The sequence below is a fragment of the Streptomyces sp. NPDC051218 genome (assembly GCF_044455475.1).
GTDB lineage: Bacteria > Actinomycetota > Actinomycetes > Streptomycetales > Streptomycetaceae > Streptomyces.
Genome location: NZ_JBITEU010000007.1, coordinates 350,848 through 369,144 on the forward strand (window position 1 = coordinate 350,848; position 18,297 = coordinate 369,144).

Sequence of the window (18,297 nt, forward strand, 5' to 3'; positions counted from 1 at the left end):
GCCTTCGCAAGAGCACCACACCGAGCTGCCTACCATCGGAACGAAACTCGTCTCTGAGGATGGGCCCCGCCGATGACGGCCCGAACAGCGAACCCCCGCCGTGGGGCGTATCGGTCGAGCGGGCAATGCTCCGGCGGCCCGCGGCGAGACCCTCGGCGACGTGGTGCCCGCACCCCGCTCGCGGGGTCGGGCTTGTGGGGTCCGGCGGGGGAGCGATTGTCAGGTGCAGTGCAGGCCGTCGCGAATGATGGCACGGGCCAGACGGCCCTTTCGTCAGTGCCGGCTCAATCGCCGCTCGATGGCCTTCAGCAACTCATCCAGCGCCCCTTTGTGTGTCCGGCCCTTTGGCCGGGCCAGTCCTACCCGGCTCGGTGAGACCCCGCGGACTGGACGGAAGACCACGTTTGGGTGGGAGTAGAAACGAGCTGTCGAGGCCGGGGCCAGCGCTACGCAGCCGGCGGCCACCGCTGCGAGCCATTCGTCGGGCCGGCTGGTGACGGCGCCGACCCGTACGGGATGCCCTTCCCGTTCCTCCGCCGCAAGCCAATGCTCCCTCCAGGTACCGGTGTCGACTGGTGCCGCGACGAACGGCTCGTCCCACAGCTCCCTGAACTCCACCGTCCCGTTGTTCGCCAGCGGATGTCGGGCAGGCAGCAGCACCCCACGTTCCTCGACGAACAACTCCCGTACGTTCAGCCCCTCTTGCCCCAGCACTGGCAAGCGCACCACTGCCGCGTCCACTTCGCCCCGGGCCACGCCGGCACTTGGGTCCGACCAGTCGAACTGACGCAGATCCACCCGCCACTGCGGCTGCACCTGCTGGAACTCGGCGATGGCCTCGTGGACGGCGCCCACGGCGCCCGCGTCCAGGAAGCCCAGGCGCAGCACCCGCGCTGCCCGGCCGGTTGCCTGTACCGCCTCGTCCCAGCCGTCCAGCAGTGCGGGCACGCGCGCGGCGAGCTCTCGACCGGCATCGGTCAGCGCCATCCCGGACCGCGAACGCGCGAAGAGCCGTACCCCGAGATCGTCCTCCAAGCGCCGGATCTGCTTGGTCAGCGCGGGCTGCGAGACGAACAGCCTCTGCGCCGCCCCGGTCAGGCTGCCCTCAGCCGCCACTGCGGCGAAGTACCGGAGCAGGCGCGTGTCCACATCCATGCCGCCAGGTTATAGAAGCACGTATTGGACGGTGCCGAAGGGCCGGCGGAACCTGAAGGCATGACCGGTACCCAGCTCGCATTCCTCGTCGTCACTTTGTTCACCGCCGTGATCAACGTCGTTATCGCCGTAGCCGACCTCGCCGGAGCGCGCTTCGTGCTGGCCAACTCGGCGCAGGTGGGCGTGCCCCGGTCCTGGCTGCCCTGGCTGGCCGAGCTCAAGTTGGCTGGGGCTGCGGGCCTCCTCCTCGGTCTCTTCGACGCGGCACTGCGGCCCCTGGGTGCCGCCGCGGCCTGCGGTCTCGTCCTGCTCTACCTGGGCGCAATCGCCTTCCATCTGCGCGCCCGCGTGCTCTACAACCTCGCGTTTCCCGGCTTCTACTGCGCCACCGCCGTCGCCGCGTTGGCCTTGACCATGTCCTCTTGAAACACCGCAGCGGAACGATGAAGGCAGAGGCACGTCTCTGTTGTCGGTTCCGGTACTCTCGGCGCCATGTCTGCTGCTTCGTGTGCGGCTTGTGCCGCAGTGACGAGGACGTTCCGCTAGCGGCGGGGCGTCTCTCTCACTTCTGCAGAACGTGTCGTCGCTTCGTGGTCGAGCCGAAGCGGCACGTTGGTGCTGCTCGGAACTTCTTCTGAGCAACGGAGCACTTGGTGATTTCAGGCATTCTCTCTGCGCGCCGGGACGGATCGTGCCCGGTGCGTGCACGGCTTGTGCTGTCCAGCATGGCCATGCTGCAGTTCTTCATCGCGGTCGATGTAACGGTGGTCAACGTCGCCCTGCCCTCGATCGGTGCGGACTTCGGCGTCGACGGTCATGCGCTGACCTGGGTGGTGGTCGGGTACACGATGACCGGTGGCGGACTATTGATGCTCGGCGGCCGGCTGGGCGACGTGCTCGGCAGGCGCCGCGTCCTCCTTCTCGGTACCACTGTCTTCGGCGGCGCTTCGTTGCTGGCCGGGCTCGCGCCCTCCTTCGCCCTGCTGGTAACGGCCCGGCTGTTGCAGGGGGCCGGTGAGGCGATCGCGCTTCCTGCTGCGATGTCGGTGATCGTGCTCATGTTCCCTGAAGGACCGCGCAGGTCACGGGCGTTGAGCGTGTGGGCGGCCGTCGCCAGCTGTGGTCTCGTCCTTGGGTTCGTGGTCTCCGGTTTCATCACCGAACTCTTCGGCTGGCGGTGGATCTTCCTGGTGTCCGTGCCGTTCATCCTGGTCGTCCTCGGGGCAGTCATTTTCCTCGTACCGGGCGAACGGCCCGTTGGGAGAGGCCCGTTGGACCTTCCCGGTTCGTTCCTGCTGATCGTGGCTCCGCTGCTTTTCACTTTCGGAGTCGTCGAAGCGGGTGAGGCCAACGGCACGATGCCCTGGCTCGCGCCGGTGGCTCTGGCGGGCTCAGCAGCGGCCGGTGGCATGTTCTTCCGTGTCGAGCGGCGCTCACGCAATCCGCTCGTGCCGCTGCGGATCTTCCGTTACCGTCCCCGGGTTCTGGCCAACCTGGCGACCGTTCTGGTCAGCGCAGCACTGTCCACTTCGTTCCTGCTGTTCACGTACTACCTGCAGGACCGGTTGGACGCCGGCCCGCTCCAGGCCGGTCTGACGATGCTGCCTCTGGCGGTGTCTCTGATCACGGCCTCAGTGCTGGTTCCCCGGGTACTCGAACGCTGGGGCGCCCGGCTCTGTGTCCTGGCCGGGATCTGCTGCACCGCGCTGGCGATGGGCGCCATCGCTCTGGTCTCGCACTTCGGGGCCACCGGCCTGGCGATGGTTCCGGCCATGGTGTTCATCGCCGCCGGGATGTGTCTCGGGATCGTCGGGCTGCAGTACATCGCGGTGATCAAAGTGACCGAAGACGACGCGGGCATCGCCTCCGGCATCCAGCGAGCCGCCGACCAGCTGGGCGGCTCCACAGGGATCACGCTGTACGTCGGTATCGGGTTCGCTCCCGCCCTGGGCGGTACCGACCCTTTCCTTGCCAGCAGTGGCCTGGCCCTCGCCGGGCTCGCTGTGGCCGGGTTGGTCACCTGGCGCATCTCCGTGCCCACCGCCACCATGACGGCGGAATCGATGACCTGACCTCCAACAGGGTTGTGCCCGTCCGGCCGGAGAGCCGGAGGGGCACAACACCCTGCGGGCGAACTGGCGGGCGGTGCGGAGCAGATCGAGGGAGGCCGTGGTCTCGGAGGCGTACGTGATGGAGGGCCGGTGAGGAACACCTTCTGTTGCATTGAGGGCGCGTCGATGCGGTGGACTCCGGTGCGGTGGGCGAACGAGACGGTCTGTAGACGGCCTTGGACCCCGTGCGGGACGGTGAAGAGCCCGCTGGCGGTGGCGCAGGGGAGGGGTAAGCCCCAAGAGTGTCGGTCTTCAGTTGGTGCGGGAGGCACCCGGTCCCGGCTTAGTGGCGTACCCGGCAAGGAGCCGCGCCCCTGGCCCACGACGTGCGCCCATCCACCCCTTCGTCATCCGCGGAGTGAGACGTCGAAGCCGTCAACGGTGGCTGCGCCGTTCGCCATGTACTGGGCGGAGCGGTGGCCATGCGATCCGGCAGGATGGCCGCATGTCCCACACCCCCATACGCCCCGCACAGTCCTTCAACGAGAAGTGGATCGCTCAGGTCCTCGATGGTTTCATCGAAGGTTCCGGACACTGAGAGCCCGGCACGCTCGCCTTGTTCACCGAGGTCGGCGACTTCCTGACCGGAAGCGGCGAGACGCCACCCGCGCGCTACCGAGGCTGGCCGGGCAGCGCTTCGTCGAGTTGCGCACCGGTACCGTCGCCCAGTCGCCGGGACTGGGTCGGATCACGGCCATCGAGCCGGTACTCGCGGGCGGTTGGGACACACCTGAGCGGTTGCGGCGCCTGGTGCATCTGGTACGGCAGAAAGGCCCCGCGCCCTGGGACCGTGAGGCGGCCGCGGTGCTCGCCGAGCGGACCGGGCTGAGCCGGGCGGGCGCCGCGCTGCTGCTCGCCGGAATACCCGATGTGAAGTACGGATACGCGGGCCTGGATGCCGAGGCGCGCAAGGTGATGGGGCTGAAGCAGTCCGAAGCCGAGGCCGGTGAGCGGGAGTTGGCGACCCTGCGGGTGGCCGATCGCCTCGACCTGCTGGCCGACGTGCTGCCCGCTGACCCCGGGCAGCTGTGGCTGGAGGGCGGGCAGCTGGCGCTCGCCGAGCGGATCGCCGAGGCCTGGCGGAGGCAACAGGGCGTACGCCCCGCCGTGCCCGAGTCGACCCTCGCCGTCGCTGCCGAGCACAGCGATGTACGGATGGCCCCGGCAGCCGTGTGCGCCGTGTTCGCCGATCCCGCGCGCGAGCCGCGACTGACCCGCGACCCCGACACCCGGCTGCGGGTGAACAGCATCAGCGGCGGCGGCTGGGAGGGCGACGAGGGGTTCCGTTTCACGGAGCTGCTCGCCGTGGTCTGTGACGCCGTCGACTGGGTGTACGCCGAGCTTCCGGAAGGAGATCCCGTACGCAGGGGTGTCCCCGAGACCCTTCGGCTGCTGCGGGAGCGCCTGGCCCACCCGGGGCTGCTGCTCTCCGCCCGTGGCCGCAGCCTGCGCGGCCGCACCGTGGCGGAACTGCTGCCAGGCTTCCCCGGCGCCCTGCCCTACTTGGACGCGGCCGAGCCGCTCGCCCATCCCACGCTTGACGACGGCCTGGTCGTCGTGTCCGAGGCCGGGTTCGACCGGCGCGGTGAGCGCGAGGCACCCGGCGTGTACTTCCGGCCCGGCCGCTACGGGGCCGACGAGCGCTCGCGGCGCCTGGAGACCGTCGTCGACGCGGAGGACTCGCATCTGGCGGTGGTCCGACGGCTGCGTGGTCCCGAGTTCGAGCGGATCGTGCAGCGCATGACCGAGGGGTCTCTGCCGCCGGGCGGCTACGAAACCGATCCGCGGCTGTCCGCGCCAACGGTGGTCGAGGAGGCGGTCGCCGCCACCGGTCTGGATACAGACGCCGCCACTCTTTATCTGCAGCTGTTGGCCCTGCCCGTGCCCACCGATCGCCGTATCCGCCGCTTCAACCGGTGGACTGCCGCTCACCACAAGGCCGTTGCGGCCACACTCGTCGAGGCCGGTCTGGTGGTCGCCGACCGCAGGGCCCGGGCCGGGCGGGGGGTGTTCCTGCCCGGTGACTGGGCGAGCGGGGACAAGTTCTACCCTCCGATGGAGACCTGGAAGGCCGGACTGCTCGGGGTCCGCACCATCGGGCGCAAGGTCTACTCCCGACCCGTCGCCGGCCCCCTGCCCGAACTCTTCGCCCGGGCCTGGCGGACGCGCGCTGACTGATCCCCCCCAGCCCGATAAGTACGCACTGCACCTCCGCTTCTGTGCCGAGGGCCCGGCCGTGAGACCAACCAGGAGGTCGCCGAGGCCAAGTACCGCGGTCAGATCGGTGTCTACGCCTCCAGCTCCCTGCCCTGGGCGGGCGGTGACTCCTCTACTGCTCTCGAAGTCGGGTGTGAGTTTGTGCCAAGATCGCGGGATGCTGCGACTCACTGATTTCATTATCGACTGCCCGGACACGATGAAGCTGGCGGCCTTTTACTCCGAGGTGACGGGCCGTCCGATCAAGGAAGGCAGCTCCGAGGACTGGGCCGGCATCCAGTTCGGCGAGATCGAGCTGGCATTCATCCGGGTGGAGGACTACCGCGCTCCGCAGTGGCCCGACAGCGAGCACCCCAAGCAGTTCCACCTCGACTTCGAAGTGGACGAGATCGAGTCCGAGCAGCGGCGCGTCCTCGACCTCGGCGCGACGCTGAAACAGGACTTCATCGGACCTGAAGGCTACGGCTGGCAGATTTTCACCGACCCGATCGGCCACCCCTTCTGCCTGTGCCGCAACAAGGGCGTCATCTGGAACGACCAGGGCCCGGTCTGGCCCAAGCACGACTAAGCGGATCCCGAGACGCCCGTGACTTGGAGACCTACGCGGAACGAGGCGTCCGTCCGGTCTCGCGTCAGCATGAGCAGATTGACCGCCGTGGTGTCGCCGGGGGGTGACGGCTGCAGTGGAGCGCATCGTGGCTGCGGAGTAGAACTCTTCACCTCTCACTCGAACTCATCCGCCGGTGCCACCGCGGGGCGTGCCCTCAGCCCAGGCGGGTGACCGGCGTTGGCCGCGCTGGGCCCTTCCCGGTCGCCGCAGGCCGCGCGCCGGTGGTGCACGGGCATGCGTGCGTCAGGACGTGGCACGCTGGCGCCGTGGGTCCGTGATCGTTGAGGAGGTTTGTCACGTGGCGCAGCGACAGCCGGCAAAGACTGCTGGTGGCCCGGACGTCTTGGCCGAGGAGAGCCGACTGCGCAAGGACCTCGGATTCTGGGCCCTGACCGCGATCGGCTTCTCCAACATCCTTGGCTCGGGCTGGCTGTTCGCCGCCCTGTACGCCGCGCAGACCGCCGGTCCCGCCGCGCTGCTCTCCTGGATCGCCGCGGGTCTGCTCTGCGCGCTGGTGGCCGTGGTCATGGTCGAACTCGGCGCCACCAGGCCGGAAGGCGGCGGCACGGTCCGCTGGCCGCTGTACGCGAACGGCCGGTTGGTGGGCACAGTTGTCGGCTGGTCCGTCCTGCTCTCCGTGGGCGGCACCGCGGCCGAGATCAGCGCGATCATGCAGTACGCCGCCCACTACGTGCCCGGCCTCTATCACGGCGCCAGCCTCACCCTGTCGGGTCTGGGCGTCGCCGCCGCACTGAGTGTGCTGCTCACCGCGCTGAACTGGTTCGCCGTACGGATGTTCGCACGCGTAAACAACCTGGTGTCGGTGTTCAAGGTCATTGTCCCCGTGCTCACGGTGGCCGCCCTGTTCCTTTCCGGCACTCACCCGGGCCGCCTGACGGACCACGGCGGGTTCGCCCCCTACGGTTACGCGGCCTGCCTCACGGCGCTGGCCGGCGGAGGGATTGTCTACTCCGTGAACGGCTTCCAGGCCCCGTTGGACTTCTCCGGAGAGGCCCGCAACCCGCGCCGCAACGTACCCGCCGCCGTCCTCACGGGAATCGGCCTCGCGGTGCTTGTCTACCTCGGACTCCAACTCGCCTTCCTCTACACGGTGCCTGACGCACTGCTCACCCACGGCTGGCAGGGAGTGAACTTCGAGTCGCCGTTCGGGCAGCTCGCCCTCGTTCTCAACCTGCACTGGCTGGCCACACTGCTCTACGCCGACGCGGTCATCTCCCCGGGCGGATCCGCCTACGTGGGCGTCGCGATCGACGCCCGCCACACCTACGCCCTGTCGAAGAACGGTCTGCTGCCCCGCTTCTTCATGCGCATCGATCCCCGCTCCGGCATCGCACGCCGTGCTCTGGTCCTCAACCTCGCGGTCATCGTCGTCTTCATGCTGCCGTTCGGAGGCTGGCAGGACATCGTGAGCGTGATGGGGGACATGTACCTGATCATCTACGCCGCCTCGGCGGTGGCCGTGGCCTCTTTCCGGGCGCACGACCGGGAGCGCGGCCTGCCCCTCGCGGACGGCCATATGCCTGGAGTGCGGTGGATCGCGCCGGTCAGTTTCGCCGTGGCCACCGAGTTCGTCTACTGGTCGGGGTGGGACGACCTGCGGCTCGCCCTGCCTCTCGTCCTTGCCGGTGTCCCGTTGTTCCTGCTGCAACGACGCAGGACGTCAGGTGGCCGCTCTCCGGCCCAGGAACTGCGTCAGGGCTCCTGGCTCGTGGTTCATCTGGCGTCGCTGACACTGTTGTCGTGGCTCGGCACGTTCGGCGGCTCCGGACATCTGCCGGCGCCGTACGACTCGCTCGTGGTGGGCGTCATCGCTTTGGCGGTCTTCGGGTGGGCGGTGCGCTCGGGCGCCGCCCACCTCCGCACGAACCCCGCTCAGTGAGCCAGTCGCCGGCCCGCCGGGGGACCGCCGTCAACGGCTGGTCGCGGATGCCTCCTTCGAGGTGCTGACCGCACCTGCATCGGTGGAACGTCGCGGCGCCGCGGAGCCTTCCATGGGCTTGGACTTCGCCAGCCACAGGCCGGTGAACACGGCGGTGGCCAGAGTGACGGCGCCGGCGGCCAGGAAGGCGCTGTTGAGGCCGGTTTCGAAGGAGGCGCCGCCGTACTGCCGGGTCCGGACGATGGCTCCGAGTACCGCCACTCCGAGCACCGCGCCGATCTGCCGCGTGGTGCTGCTGATGCCTGATGCGAGGCCGCCTTCTTGCGGGCTGACTGCTTGCATCGCGGCTCCCGTCAGTGGGGACATGGTCAGGGCGAAGCCGATGCCGGCGACTCCCAGCCGCCACCACACGTTCCCGTAGCCGGTGTCGGAGTGCACCATGCCGAGCGCCAGGAGACCCAGACCGGCCAGGGCCAGGCCGGTGGTCACCACGATGCGGAAGCCGAACCGGGCGGCCAGCCTGCCCGCGTAGGGGCTGACGATCACCATGGCGAGGGATACCGGCAGGGTCTGCAGGCCGGCGCGCAGAATCGAGCTGCCCTGGACGTTGACGAAGAACTGGGAGAAGAAGAACGACGACCCCATGAGCGCGAACCCCACCACGACCATGGCGGTGTTGGACACGGTGAACAGGCGCTCCCGGAACAGCCGCAGCGGGAGCAGCGGAGCGGAACGACGCGCTTCGACGGCGACGAAGGCGCCGAGGAGGATTGCCGCGACGGTGAAGCTGCCCAGGATCACCGGCGCCGTCCAGCCGCGAGCACCACCCTCGATCAGCCCGTAGGTCAGCGCCCCCACCCCCAGAGCGGACAGCACCGTCCCCGGGACGTCGATCGCGGGAGCGCTGGGATTGCGGGTCTCCTCAAGGGTGCGTAGACCGACCAGCAGAAGGACCGCGCCGATGGGCAGATTGACCAGGAAGATGGCGGGCCAGCCGAAGGCGTCCGTCAGCTGGCCGCCGGCCACGGGGCCTGCGGCCAGACCGATGCCACTCAATCCGGCCCACAGCCCGATCGCCTTGATTCGTTCCTGCGGCACGGGATATGCGGCGGCGAGCAGGGCGAGCGAGGCAGGGCTCAGCGCGGCGGCTCCGATGCCCTGCAGCACCCGGCCGGCGACCAGCCAGCCGACCGAGGGCGCGAGGCTGCACAGCACCGACGCGATGGTGAACACCGCCACGCCGGTCAGGTACACCCGCTTGCGGCCGAACCGGTCGGCGAAGACACCACCGGACAGCAGCAGCATGGCGACCAGCAGGACGTACGCGTCGACGATCCACTGCAGACCGGTCAGCTGAGTGTGCAGCCGGTGCTGCATATCGGGCAGCGCCGCTCCAACGATCGTGTTGTCGAGCAGGACCATGAACTGGCCCAGGCATGTCACCGTGAGCAGCACGGCTCGGTTCGATCGACTGCCTACGGCCGCAGGCGATGCCGCCATGGGGATTCCTCTCCATCGTGAGTCGCACCTCTCGGCCGATGGGGTCAGCTTCAGATGCCTAAACGCAGCCAGCGACTGCGTTAGGGGACTATAGGGAGGGTCGACTCACAAACGCAAGTTCCAACTGCGTTAAGGTGGGGGCATGGATGAGCGACAGAAGGCCCGGCGGCCCGGCGGGCGCAGCGCCCGCGTCGCCGCGGAGGTGCACCAGGCCGTCACCGACCTGATCAACGAGCGCGGCTACGGCAACTTCACCGTCGGCGAGGTCGCGGCCCGCGCGGGTGTGGCCGACAGCAGCATCTACCGCCGGTGGGGCAACCTGGAAACCCTGCTCACCGATGTGGCCCTCACCCGCCTCAACGCGCAGTCGCCGATGCCCGACACCGGGAGCCTGGACGGCGACCTGCGCACGTACGCGGCACAAGTGGCCCGCGAAATCACCGGTCCCGACGGCCTGTTGCTGCTGCGCCTGGCCGTCGCCCTGTCCAACAACGGCGAGCAGGCCATACAGGCGGGGGAGAAGCTCCGCGCCGAACGTACCCGGCAACTGCAGTCCATGCTCGATCGCGCCGGCGAACGTGGCGAACACGCACCCGACGCCTTCGCTGTGCTGGACCACATCCTTGCCCCGATGTACATCCGCGTCCTGTTCGGCATGGAGCTCACCCCGGACTACGTCGACGGGCTGGTCGACCGAATGCTCTGACCACAACTCGGTGGAGACGTTCTGTATCGGATGGTGCGGCGGGCGGCCGGGCCCCCGTCGGTCAGCTGATCGGTGGCACGAAGGGGACCTGGGCGGCGAGGAACTTCGGGGCCATCTCGCGGTAGCTGTCGGTGATCAGTTCGGCAAGCTCGGTCCAGTCGGTGTGGTCACCGAGGACGGCGGCGACGACGTTGTGGCCCCAGCCGGCACGGAGGAACGGGAACCCACCGGCGGTCAGGCCGAGCAGGTCGTCGACGGGCACCCGGAAGGTCATCACGACCGGCTCCTGATCCGCGGTTGCATACGAGGAGTAGCGGATGGCGATCCACGTCCGGCGTGTAGACATGGGCGAACGTCCGCGTACGGATCCGCCAGCGCACGCCGATCCAGGCCGGTTCCTCGTACGCCTCGGGCAGCTGTCGCGAGATCGACCGCAACCGGTTCAGGATCTGGGGCGGCACGTCTCCAGGACTGGACATGGGCCGACACTAGCGACCGCCGGTGAATTCCGCGACGGACGCGGTTGGGCAGGGAAGTCCGCGTGCAGCGCGAGCCCCAGTGCAGGGCGGGCTGGTGGGGGCCTTCGCGGAACTGGTGCATGGCGGTGACCGCCCGCCTGTGCACGATTCATGACACCGTCGCGCACGGCCCGCTCAATTCCGCTGAGCGACCAGGGCACTTGAGACGTCGAGCTGCCCGACGAAGCGGTTTGCGAGTTCCGGGTGGTGGCGGGTTCGACCTGTGGCGACGGAGTTCTCAAGCCGGACGTTGTCTTCATCGGGGAGAACGTGCCCCTCGGGGAGGCGCTGCCCGCCCGGGTGGCGCGGGTGTGTCCCTGAGGGCAACGAGCCCGGTGGCCATTGCATGCCCATCATCTGGCACGCGGCGCATTCCGCTACTTGCAAGGCATCGCGCTGCCTTGTCACCGGGCCCATCGGAGCGCCTCAGGTGCTCGCCAGCTCCCCGAGCAGTTTCCACGTACGACGTCGGTCCGCCTCGCCGCCGAGCTCCGTCGACGTGAACACCACCTCGGTCGCCCCGGCTTCTCTATAGCGGTGCACCTCGGCGGCGACATGCTCCTCGTCGCCGATGACAGCCAGGTCGGCGGCGCGGGTGGCGCCGGAGAGTCCGATGACACGCTGGTAGGAGGGAAACTGCTCGTAGAACGAGAGAGCCGCGGTCGCGGTATCCCGAACCGTCTCGGCATCGGCGGTGACGACGCCGGGCACGAAGGCCACGATCCGGGGAGCGGGTCGGCCGGCGGCCTCGGCCGCGGCGTTGACGGCCGGGACGATGTGCTCGGCCAGCGCGCGCGGACCGGCCAGCAACGGCAGGATGCCGTCCGCGAGTTCACCCGAGACGCGCAGTGCCTGAGGGCCCATGGCGGCCACCAGGATCGGCACCTGGGGATCGGCGCCGGGCACCTGTGCCGACAGGGGTGTGGTGGCGGTGAGCAGCTCGCCGTGGAAATCGGAGGTGCCCGTCTCCAGCAACTGGCGCAAGGCGGTGAGGAATTCACGGAGTCGGCCGATGGGGCGCTCGTGCGGGATGCCGAAGGCCGCTTCGGTCAGCTGTTTCGTGCCGAGCGCGAGGCCCAGGTGGTAGCGGCCCCCGGTCGCGGCCTGGGCCGTCTGGGCCTGGCTGGAGACAGGCAGGGGGTGACGGCCGAAGACCGGGATCGCCGCGGTGCCGACATGCAGTCCCGGCACCGCGCGGCCGACGATCGCGGCGAGCATGGGGGAGTCGTAATCGAAGGTCTGGCCGAACCATGCCGAGCGCAGTCCGGCCTCGTGGGCCTCCCGCGCGAGTTGCACCGTGCTGTCGACTCGGTTCTGAAGTGAGAGCGCTACTCCGATGGTCATACTCACCACAACCGTCCGTCGCGCGACCGCCATTCCAGCTCGTACGTGACAAGCTCATGGCGGCTTCGTGACGGCCGAGAGACGGATGCGGTGACGCTACGCGATCACGTGAGATTCATGGGCGGTGATCAGGGAGTTGAGTGTCACGTGGTGTTCACGGGTAGAGCGGGGTAGACCGGCGAAGCGATGAGGGAACTTCCAGACAGGCAGCCGACGCATGGAATGTGGCGACTGCCTGTCATGGACTGGACATAAGCGCACCCTGTGGTGCGCCAGGAGAAGGGCGACGACGCCATGCACAGATCCGCCTTCAAGGGCTCGGTCCGCACGAGCATCACGCTCGGTGCGGCCCTGGCGTCGACCGTGCTCTGCGCCACGGCGAGTGTGGCTGTGCCCGGGGACGCGAGCGCCGCCACGGCGACGCCCTCCGTCGCGCGGCTGAGCGCCGAACGTGGCTGCCCCGTCGTGTACTTCGACCTGGGCGAGACCCTCGTGCACACCGCCGAGGACGGCAGCACCAGCTATCAGGCCGGCGCGGCCTCCTATCTGCGAGCCCTGCGCGAACGCCACATCAGCATCGGCCTGATCACCAACGTCCCGTCCTCCTGGGGCACGACCGACAAGGAGCGTGCCGCCAGGCTGAAGAAGGAGGTCGATGCCACGTGGGTGGGCTCCGCGCCCTTCGCCTGGAAGGACTTCGGTGACCGGATCTACACCCCCCGGACGGAAGCGGAACGCAAACCGGCTCCCGCCCTCTGGCAGCGCGCGAAGGGTGACTCGGGCCGCTGCCGAGTCCTCTACCAGGCGGAGACGGCCGAGGAGACCAATGCTGCGGCATCGCTCGGCTACGTGGCGTACCAGGTCGCCCGGCCCCACCGGCCCGCGTTCTTCCCGGTCCGGCTGATCGAGTTCCTCGGGGACCGCACCCGCTGACCGAAGTTCGTGAGGAGCGTGTCCCCCGCTGCCGGACGTACTGTTCGCGGGTGTGTACGGCAGCGGGGGCAGGCGGAGGTCCTCTCCGCGACTGCGTGTCAGCCCCGGGGCCTGCGGCCCCCGCCTCCAGTCAGTCGGTCCGCGTGGCCCGCGTCGCCCGCCTCGTGCGGGGCGTCCCTGCCGGGTTCCGTCCCCGGGGCAGTGCAGGCGGTCGGGTCGCACGTGTCCGCGTCCGTCGTGTCCGCACTCCCCGTCGGGGCCGAGGATGCTCCCGGGGTCGCAGTCACCGGGCCCCGCTTCACCACCCCGCTGCGCAGCATCAGTTGGAAGGCTCCGAGCAGCACCGCCGTCGCGAGCGCGCTGTGCCACAGCAGGGCGTCCAAGTGTCCGGCCGAGAGATACGCGCCCGCGGCCACCGCGGCCAGTGCGCACACCGCACGGTCCACGGTGCTCTCGACCGAGAGGAGCGTGGCGCGCGGGGCGGATGTGGGCACCGCGTCGTTCACGAGCTTGCGCTGAACCGGGTACGCGAAACCGGCGGCGGCGGCGAAGAGGCAGAGCAGTGTGACCACGGCCCAGGGGCCGCCGAGTGTCATGGCCGCAAGGGTGGCCGCGAGCACGAGGCTGAGGACCGAGACCCAGGCGACCGGGGTCAGGCGACGGCTCAGCCACTGGGGGCGGGCCGAGGTCACCGCCTCCGCCACCGTCATCGCGGCAAGCACTCCGCCGTGCGAGGCCTCTGCGATGCCGTGGTCCAGCAGGATCGGCTGGAAGAGGTTGACCTGACAGATGCGGGACAGCGTGAAGACCGCCACGCCTTGCACCATCACCAGGGCCAGCCACCGTGAGGAGGCGACGCAGCGGAGCGCGGAGCCCGCGTCCCGCAGGAAGTCGCCGCCTCTGCGCCCGCCGTTCGTCCGCTCGGCCGCCTTCCCGGTGCCGCCGTCCGCTCCGGCAAGCCGGGGCAGCGCGACGGCGCAGGCGAGGGAGCCCGCCGCGCTGGCGGCACTGAGGACGTAGGGGGCCGCATGGGCGGCGGACATCAAGGGCCCCACCAGCGGCCAGCACACGACCTTGGCCGCAAGCCCCAGGGCCCGCGCGGTGCCCTCGGCCTTCAGGTAGTGCTCGTCGCATTGCTCGGCCTGCAGCCCGTCGTACAGATAGGCGCTTGCCGCACCCGAGGTGAGCGAACGGCCCGCGGCGATGGCGAGGAAGTGGACGAGGAAGCCGGTGTACGAGGCGCTGACCACCGGAGCCAGGTTGGCCGCCGTCATGACCACCGCGCCGGCCCGCAGGCAGTTGCGGGTGCCGATGCGGTCGGCTATCAGCCCGGTCGGGATCTCGAACAGGCAGAAGGCCACGTAGTAGATGCTCTGGATGCCGAAGATCTGCCCGTCCGAGAGCCCGGCTGCTTTCTGGTAGGCATAGAACACCGGCATCCACCACAGCAAGTTGAACAGCAGCTGGAAGCCGTAGTTGAGGCGGATGATCCGGCGGGCGGTGTCCGTCAGGCCGTGGCCCGCCCCTTTGCCGGTGCGGGGACTCCCACGTCGCGCGCTCACAGCGCGTACGGGCGGATCTGGACCAGACGGAAGTCGCCCCGCTCGGTCATCAGCCACTCGATGTCCAGCGGCTTGTCCACCTCCGAGCCACCTGAGTGTGATCCGCTGAAATGGGACTGCAGGAGCCGCCCGGTCAGGGACAGGTCGGCGAGCCGGGCGCGGGTGACGGTGGAAAGGGCTTCGCCCCCGGAGCCCAGGGCGACGGTGCGGCCCCCGCCCTCCACCGTGTTGTACAGGTACTGCTGCGGCATGACCGTGCCGTCGACCACCTGCTCCGGGGATCCGGGGGAGCAGTTGAGGTAGACGTTGCGGAAGTCCTCGCGGCGGGTCGGGTCGCAGGTGACCAGGACACCGCCCAGAGAGGCGGGCACGTACTCCTGGATGATCACGCCCATGTAGGTGTCGTCCAGGGAGATGCCTACCTGGTGGCGCAGTCGCACGCTGCGGGGTGACACCACGGAGGCCCACACCTGGCGTACGGCTTCCAGGAGTTCGCCGGTGCCGTGGACGGTGGTGACGGAGTCGTAGACGCCCGCCGCGGAGAAGCCCGGAAGGTCCTCGGCGTTGGACGAGGAGCGCACCACCAGGCGCCGGCGCGAGGCCGCGGCGGCGGGGAGGGCCTGGTTGATCTGCCGGGTGACCGACTCAGGGACGGGAGTGTTCCGGATCAGGTGCTGGAGTTGCAGGCAGAGGGAGTCCAGAACGTCGCTGGCGTCGAGCTCCAGAGCCATCTTGAGCTTGCCGATGCCTTGCTGGAGCGCGGGGGAGGAGGCCAAGAAGTGCTGCTGGAGTGCGAAGGGGAGCGCGACGCCCTCCGGAGCGCCGACCGTCGTGGCCACGAAGTCGGCCGCACCGGCGCGCAGTTCGGCCGGGGAGGGTGTGTGCAGGCCCAGGCGCGCCGCGAGGTGCCCGTAGAGGTCTTCGCGCGGCGGCCGGGGCCGGCCGTAGAAGGTGGTCAGGTCGGCCGTACGGCTGTCCAGTACGTGGTGCAGCTCGCCGAGGTTGGCCGCCTTGGTGCCGTACCGGTCCCGGTCGGTGCTGCGCAGCCGGTGCAGGGCCAGGACGGGGGCGTCCTCCAGCAGGGGTGGTTCGAGGCGTATGCGTTGCTGGTGCCAGGCCGGAGCCCGCAGGGCAGGCTCGTGGTCGAGCCGTTCCAGGGAGATCTCGTCCTCGCACACCCGGTAGCGCACCCACGCGCCGTCTAGTTGGTCCTTCTCGACGAGCTGTTCCAGGTCGCGCACGATGGCGTTGGGTATGCCCCAGCCGGAGGCGAGGACGTTGGTGTGTGAAAGCGGGGTGATCGGGGCGGTGTTGAGGAATCCGGCCACCCGGGGAACGTCGTCCGGCAGGCACGGCATGGCCACGATGTCCGCCCAGCCGAGTCCGGCCTCCGCCGCCGCGTACTCCTCGTGCGTACGGAAGTACCGCAAACGCCCGGTGGCCTCGCCGGGATTGAGCGGCGTTCGGGTCCTGGAGCCGAAGAGCTCGTGGCTCAGGATGCGCGGCACGAGCAGTTCGCTGATCGCCGCCAGCTCCTCCTCCTGTCCGTGGTTGGCGGGCTTGAGGAGCACGGGCAGTCTGCCGTCGACGCGTGAGCGGACGAACTCGTGGAAGTACGCGAGGAGTTCACCGTGCATGGTGTCGGCCTCGGTCGTCTCCAGGACGAGGAAGGTGCGTTCGCGGCCCTCCGGGTCCTGCTCGGTGTGCAGGGACAGCACGCCGAGGAGGAAGCGGCGTTCGGGGTCCATGTAGACGGAGGCGTTGAACGCGTCGAGATCCGCGTCCAGTGCGGCGAGATCCATGCCCAGGACGCGGGTGGCGATGTAGTTGACGTGGAAGGGGTGCGCGGCGGTGTCGAGCAGGTGCCAGGTGTTCTCGACGCGGTCGACGACGACTTTGAGGTACGGATGACCGGCCAGGACGCCCGAGAGGGTGCGGAAGAGCGGAAGGGAGAGGTTCTCGCCGACGACCGTGCGGTCCGTGGCAGGCCCGGCGGTGCCGGCGAGCGGCTGGGCGGTCATCGGGAAACCGCCTCGGGCCGCGCGGTGGGCAGGGCCAGGGGTAGGGCATCCACCAGCGTTTCGAAGTCGCGGAGGACCGCTCGCGCATCGGTGGCTGACAGGAGGCACAGAGCCGCCATGGTGTTGGCGCCCGCGGCCGGGTCGTAGACCGGCACGACGCTGCCGTCGGCGAGCGAGCTCTCCGCGACCACCGACAGCTCGCTGCCCCCTCCGAGCGGCACGTTCGCCGCTACCGTTGCGAAGTCCCAGATCTTGCGGTCCTGCCAGGCTTCGCCCTTGCCGTCGACCGCGAGAACGACGAGGGAGCCCGCCGCGCCGTGTGCCTGCGCCGGGGTGAGAGCCTGCTCGGGCCACGCGACGGGGCGGCCGAGGAGATGGTCGACGAGCATGCCGATCAGGTCGAGCCCGAACACCTCCTCGACCTGCGGCACCGTCATCGCGCCGCCGAATCGGGCGGCCGTCTCGATCAGCCACATGCTGCCGTCCGCACCGAGCTTGATCTCGGTGTGGATTCCGCAGTCGCGCAGGCCGAGGGCGTCGACGGATTCACGGGCCAGGGCCACGATCCGGTCCTGGGCGTCCTGGGACAACAGGGCGGGGGTGATCCCCGCACGTTCGGTGAACGGCTCGACCGTAGGCATCCGGCCGCTCAGGCAGACCGGACGGAACACACCGTCCGTCACGATCCCCTCGACACTGACGTAGTCGCCCCAGCCAGGCTCGTCGAACCAGTGCGAAGCGGTACCCGTCACGATCTGTTCGACCACGAAGTCCGCGTCGGCCTCGGCGACATGAAGCTCCGCGTACCCCAACAGGGCTGATTCGGCCATCACTTCACGCGATCGACGCCAGGCGGCGGGCACCTCGTGGGGGGAGCGGATGATCTGGTGCGCGGTGGACCCCGCACTCCAGGCCGCCTTGAGGAGCAGCGGGAAGGGCAGGTGAACGGCCGCTTCGTGCAGGTCCGCCTCCGTGGCGACCGGCCGGAACTCGGGCTGCGGCAGGCCGTGTTCCTGCCACGTGCGCCGCATCAGACGCTTGTCACGGGCGAGAGCGGCGGCGCTGCCCGCCCCTGTCAGGCCGAGCGCCTCGCACGCTTCGGCGACGGCCACGACCGCATACTCGGAGCAGGTGAACACCGCGTCCGCGCCGACGGCCTTGGCCTGCGCGACGATCAGTGACACCAGGTCGGAGCGCTGCGCATCGGTGGGCGTCACCACCGACGCGCACAGTGTCCGGGCGGTGTCCGCCGCCGCGGGAGGAAGAGCGCTGAGCGTCAGCAGGTGCACTTCCGCCCGCGCGGCCGTCCGGGACAGGACGTGACCGAGCGGCGGACCACCCTTGGCATGCACTAACAGCACCTTGCTCACTGAAGTTCGTCTCCATCCATCCGGTTGGTACGGGGCGTGGTGCCGTACGGATCGGTGACGCGCGTAGACCATGGCGGATCACCGGGCGTACGTTGCAGGGAGTGTTCACCCGCACACTCAAGGGGACCAGCCGACAGGTACCCGGGAGCGCCATCCGGGGCGCCCGCGACTCAGGCAAATGCCTGAGTCGCGGGCCGTGTTGGGCGACCTCGTGCTCCGCGAGGGATCGCGGGCAGCCCGCGATTCCTCGCGGGCAGTCCCCACTTCGGCCGAGAACCGAGCATGCGCGGGACCAGGACGGGATACGCCTCGCGTGATGACTGTGCGTCAACCAGCTGTATACGGATGGA

Annotated in this window: 14 protein-coding genes and 1 pseudogene; 8 read left to right on the top strand and 7 right to left on the bottom strand. The window is 69.5% G+C overall.

Annotated features, from left to right (window positions below; all coding sequences use genetic code 11):
• Positions 1–273 precede the first annotated feature (273 nt).
• Positions 274–1,155 carry a LysR family transcriptional regulator gene (locus ACIBCK_RS22895; protein WP_399392924.1) on the bottom strand — a complete coding sequence of 294 codons (882 nt, stop codon included), beginning with the start codon at positions 1,153–1,155 and terminating at the stop codon, positions 274–276.
• Positions 1,156–1,215: 60 nt separating this feature from the next.
• Here ACIBCK_RS22895 and ACIBCK_RS22900 point away from each other — a divergent pair, with 60 nt between their 5' ends.
• The 5 genes from ACIBCK_RS22900 to ACIBCK_RS22920 all read left to right on the top strand — a co-directional run bounded on the left by ACIBCK_RS22900 (position 1,216) and on the right by ACIBCK_RS22920 (position 7,993).
• Positions 1,216–1,581 (top strand): DoxX family protein, encoded by a 366-nt coding sequence (locus tag ACIBCK_RS22900; protein WP_399392926.1) that lies wholly within the window; start codon positions 1,216–1,218, stop codon positions 1,579–1,581.
• Positions 1,582–1,880: 299 nt separating this feature from the next.
• Entirely contained in the window at positions 1,881–3,227 is a 1,347-nt protein-coding gene (locus ACIBCK_RS22905) for an MFS transporter (RefSeq protein ID WP_399392928.1), read from the top strand.
• Between the two features lie 684 nt (positions 3,228–3,911).
• On the top strand, positions 3,912–5,444 hold the full coding sequence (locus ACIBCK_RS22910) for a hypothetical protein (RefSeq protein WP_399392930.1): 1,533 nt from the start codon (positions 3,912–3,914) through the stop codon (positions 5,442–5,444).
• 196 nt (positions 5,445–5,640) lie between these two features.
• Entirely contained in the window at positions 5,641–6,051 is a 411-nt protein-coding gene (locus tag ACIBCK_RS22915; RefSeq protein ID WP_399392932.1) for a VOC family protein, read from the top strand.
• A 340-nt stretch (positions 6,052–6,391) separates the two neighbouring features.
• Positions 6,392–7,993 carry an APC family permease gene (locus ACIBCK_RS22920; protein WP_399392933.1) on the top strand — a complete coding sequence of 534 codons (1,602 nt, stop codon included), beginning with the start codon at positions 6,392–6,394 and terminating at the stop codon, positions 7,991–7,993.
• 30 nt (positions 7,994–8,023) lie between these two features.
• On the opposite strand, the gene ACIBCK_RS22925 is transcribed toward ACIBCK_RS22920, so the two are convergent.
• Positions 8,024–9,493, bottom strand: coding sequence for a DHA2 family efflux MFS transporter permease subunit (locus tag ACIBCK_RS22925; protein ID WP_399392935.1), 1,470 nt, complete (start codon positions 9,491–9,493; stop codon positions 8,024–8,026).
• A gap of 142 nt (positions 9,494–9,635) precedes the next feature.
• On the opposite strand from ACIBCK_RS22925, the gene ACIBCK_RS22930 reads away from it, so the two are divergent.
• Positions 9,636–10,199 (top strand): TetR/AcrR family transcriptional regulator, encoded by a 564-nt coding sequence (locus ACIBCK_RS22930; protein WP_399392936.1) that lies wholly within the window; start codon positions 9,636–9,638, stop codon positions 10,197–10,199.
• Between the two features lie 61 nt (positions 10,200–10,260).
• Here the strand turns inward: ACIBCK_RS22930 and ACIBCK_RS22935 are convergent, their stop codons facing one another.
• Positions 10,261–10,545: an MmcQ/YjbR family DNA-binding protein gene (locus ACIBCK_RS22935; protein WP_399392938.1), complete on the bottom strand. Its 285-nt coding sequence runs from the start codon at positions 10,543–10,545 to the stop codon at positions 10,261–10,263.
• A 337-nt stretch (positions 10,546–10,882) separates the two neighbouring features.
• Between ACIBCK_RS22935 and ACIBCK_RS22940 the strand changes: the two are divergent.
• Positions 10,883–10,993: pseudogene (locus tag ACIBCK_RS22940) on the top strand (NAD-dependent protein deacetylase 1); the annotation flags it as partial.
• A gap of 150 nt (positions 10,994–11,143) precedes the next feature.
• Here the strand turns inward: ACIBCK_RS22940 and ACIBCK_RS22945 are convergent.
• The gene (locus tag ACIBCK_RS22945) at positions 11,144–12,061 is read right to left on the bottom strand and encodes an LLM class F420-dependent oxidoreductase (RefSeq protein ID WP_399392940.1); all 918 of its coding nucleotides are present in this window, start codon (positions 12,059–12,061) and stop codon (positions 11,144–11,146) included.
• Positions 12,062–12,355: 294 nt separating this feature from the next.
• Between ACIBCK_RS22945 and ACIBCK_RS22950 the strand changes: the two genes are divergently transcribed.
• Positions 12,356–12,994 (top strand): hypothetical protein, encoded by a 639-nt coding sequence (locus ACIBCK_RS22950; RefSeq protein ID WP_399392942.1) that lies wholly within the window; start codon positions 12,356–12,358, stop codon positions 12,992–12,994.
• Positions 12,995–13,092: 98 nt separating this feature from the next.
• Here ACIBCK_RS22950 and ACIBCK_RS22955 read toward each other — a convergent pair whose 3' ends face one another.
• The 3 genes from ACIBCK_RS22955 to ACIBCK_RS22965 are packed head-to-tail and all read right to left on the bottom strand — an operon-like array spanning position 13,093 to position 17,947.
• On the bottom strand, positions 13,093–14,556 hold the full coding sequence (locus ACIBCK_RS22955) for an MFS transporter (protein ID WP_399392944.1): 1,464 nt from the start codon (positions 14,554–14,556) through the stop codon (positions 13,093–13,095).
• Entirely contained in the window at positions 14,553–16,577 is a 2,025-nt protein-coding gene (locus tag ACIBCK_RS22960; protein WP_399392945.1) for a PEP/pyruvate-binding domain-containing protein, read from the bottom strand. The genes ACIBCK_RS22955 and ACIBCK_RS22960 overlap by 4 nt, the downstream gene beginning before the upstream one ends.
• Complete coding sequence (locus ACIBCK_RS22965; RefSeq protein WP_399392947.1) at positions 16,574–17,947, bottom strand: acetyl-CoA carboxylase biotin carboxylase subunit family protein; 1,374 nt, start codon at positions 17,945–17,947, stop codon at positions 16,574–16,576. The genes ACIBCK_RS22960 and ACIBCK_RS22965 overlap by 4 nt, the downstream gene beginning before the upstream one ends.
• Between the last annotated feature and the right edge of the window lie 350 nt (positions 17,948–18,297).

Coding starts and splice junctions, on each gene's coding strand:
- ACIBCK_RS22895 (WP_399392924.1), bottom strand. CDS start 1,155: ATGGATGTGGACACGCGCCTGCTCCGGTACTTCGCCGCAGTGGCGGCT.
- ACIBCK_RS22900 (WP_399392926.1), top strand. CDS start 1,216: ATGACCGGTACCCAGCTCGCATTCCTCGTCGTCACTTTGTTCACCGCC.
- ACIBCK_RS22905 (WP_399392928.1), top strand. CDS start 1,881: ATGGCCATGCTGCAGTTCTTCATCGCGGTCGATGTAACGGTGGTCAAC.
- ACIBCK_RS22915 (WP_399392932.1), top strand. CDS start 5,641: ATGCTGCGACTCACTGATTTCATTATCGACTGCCCGGACACGATGAAG.
- ACIBCK_RS22925 (WP_399392935.1), bottom strand. CDS start 9,493: ATGGCGGCATCGCCTGCGGCCGTAGGCAGTCGATCGAACCGAGCCGTG.
- ACIBCK_RS22930 (WP_399392936.1), top strand. CDS start 9,636: ATGGATGAGCGACAGAAGGCCCGGCGGCCCGGCGGGCGCAGCGCCCGC.
- ACIBCK_RS22935 (WP_399392938.1), bottom strand. CDS start 10,545: ATGTCTACACGCCGGACGTGGATCGCCATCCGCTACTCCTCGTATGCA.
- ACIBCK_RS22945 (WP_399392940.1), bottom strand. CDS start 12,061: ATGACCATCGGAGTAGCGCTCTCACTTCAGAACCGAGTCGACAGCACG.
- ACIBCK_RS22950 (WP_399392942.1), top strand. CDS start 12,356: ATGCACAGATCCGCCTTCAAGGGCTCGGTCCGCACGAGCATCACGCTC.
- ACIBCK_RS22960 (WP_399392945.1), bottom strand. CDS start 16,577: ATGACCGCCCAGCCGCTCGCCGGCACCGCCGGGCCTGCCACGGACCGC.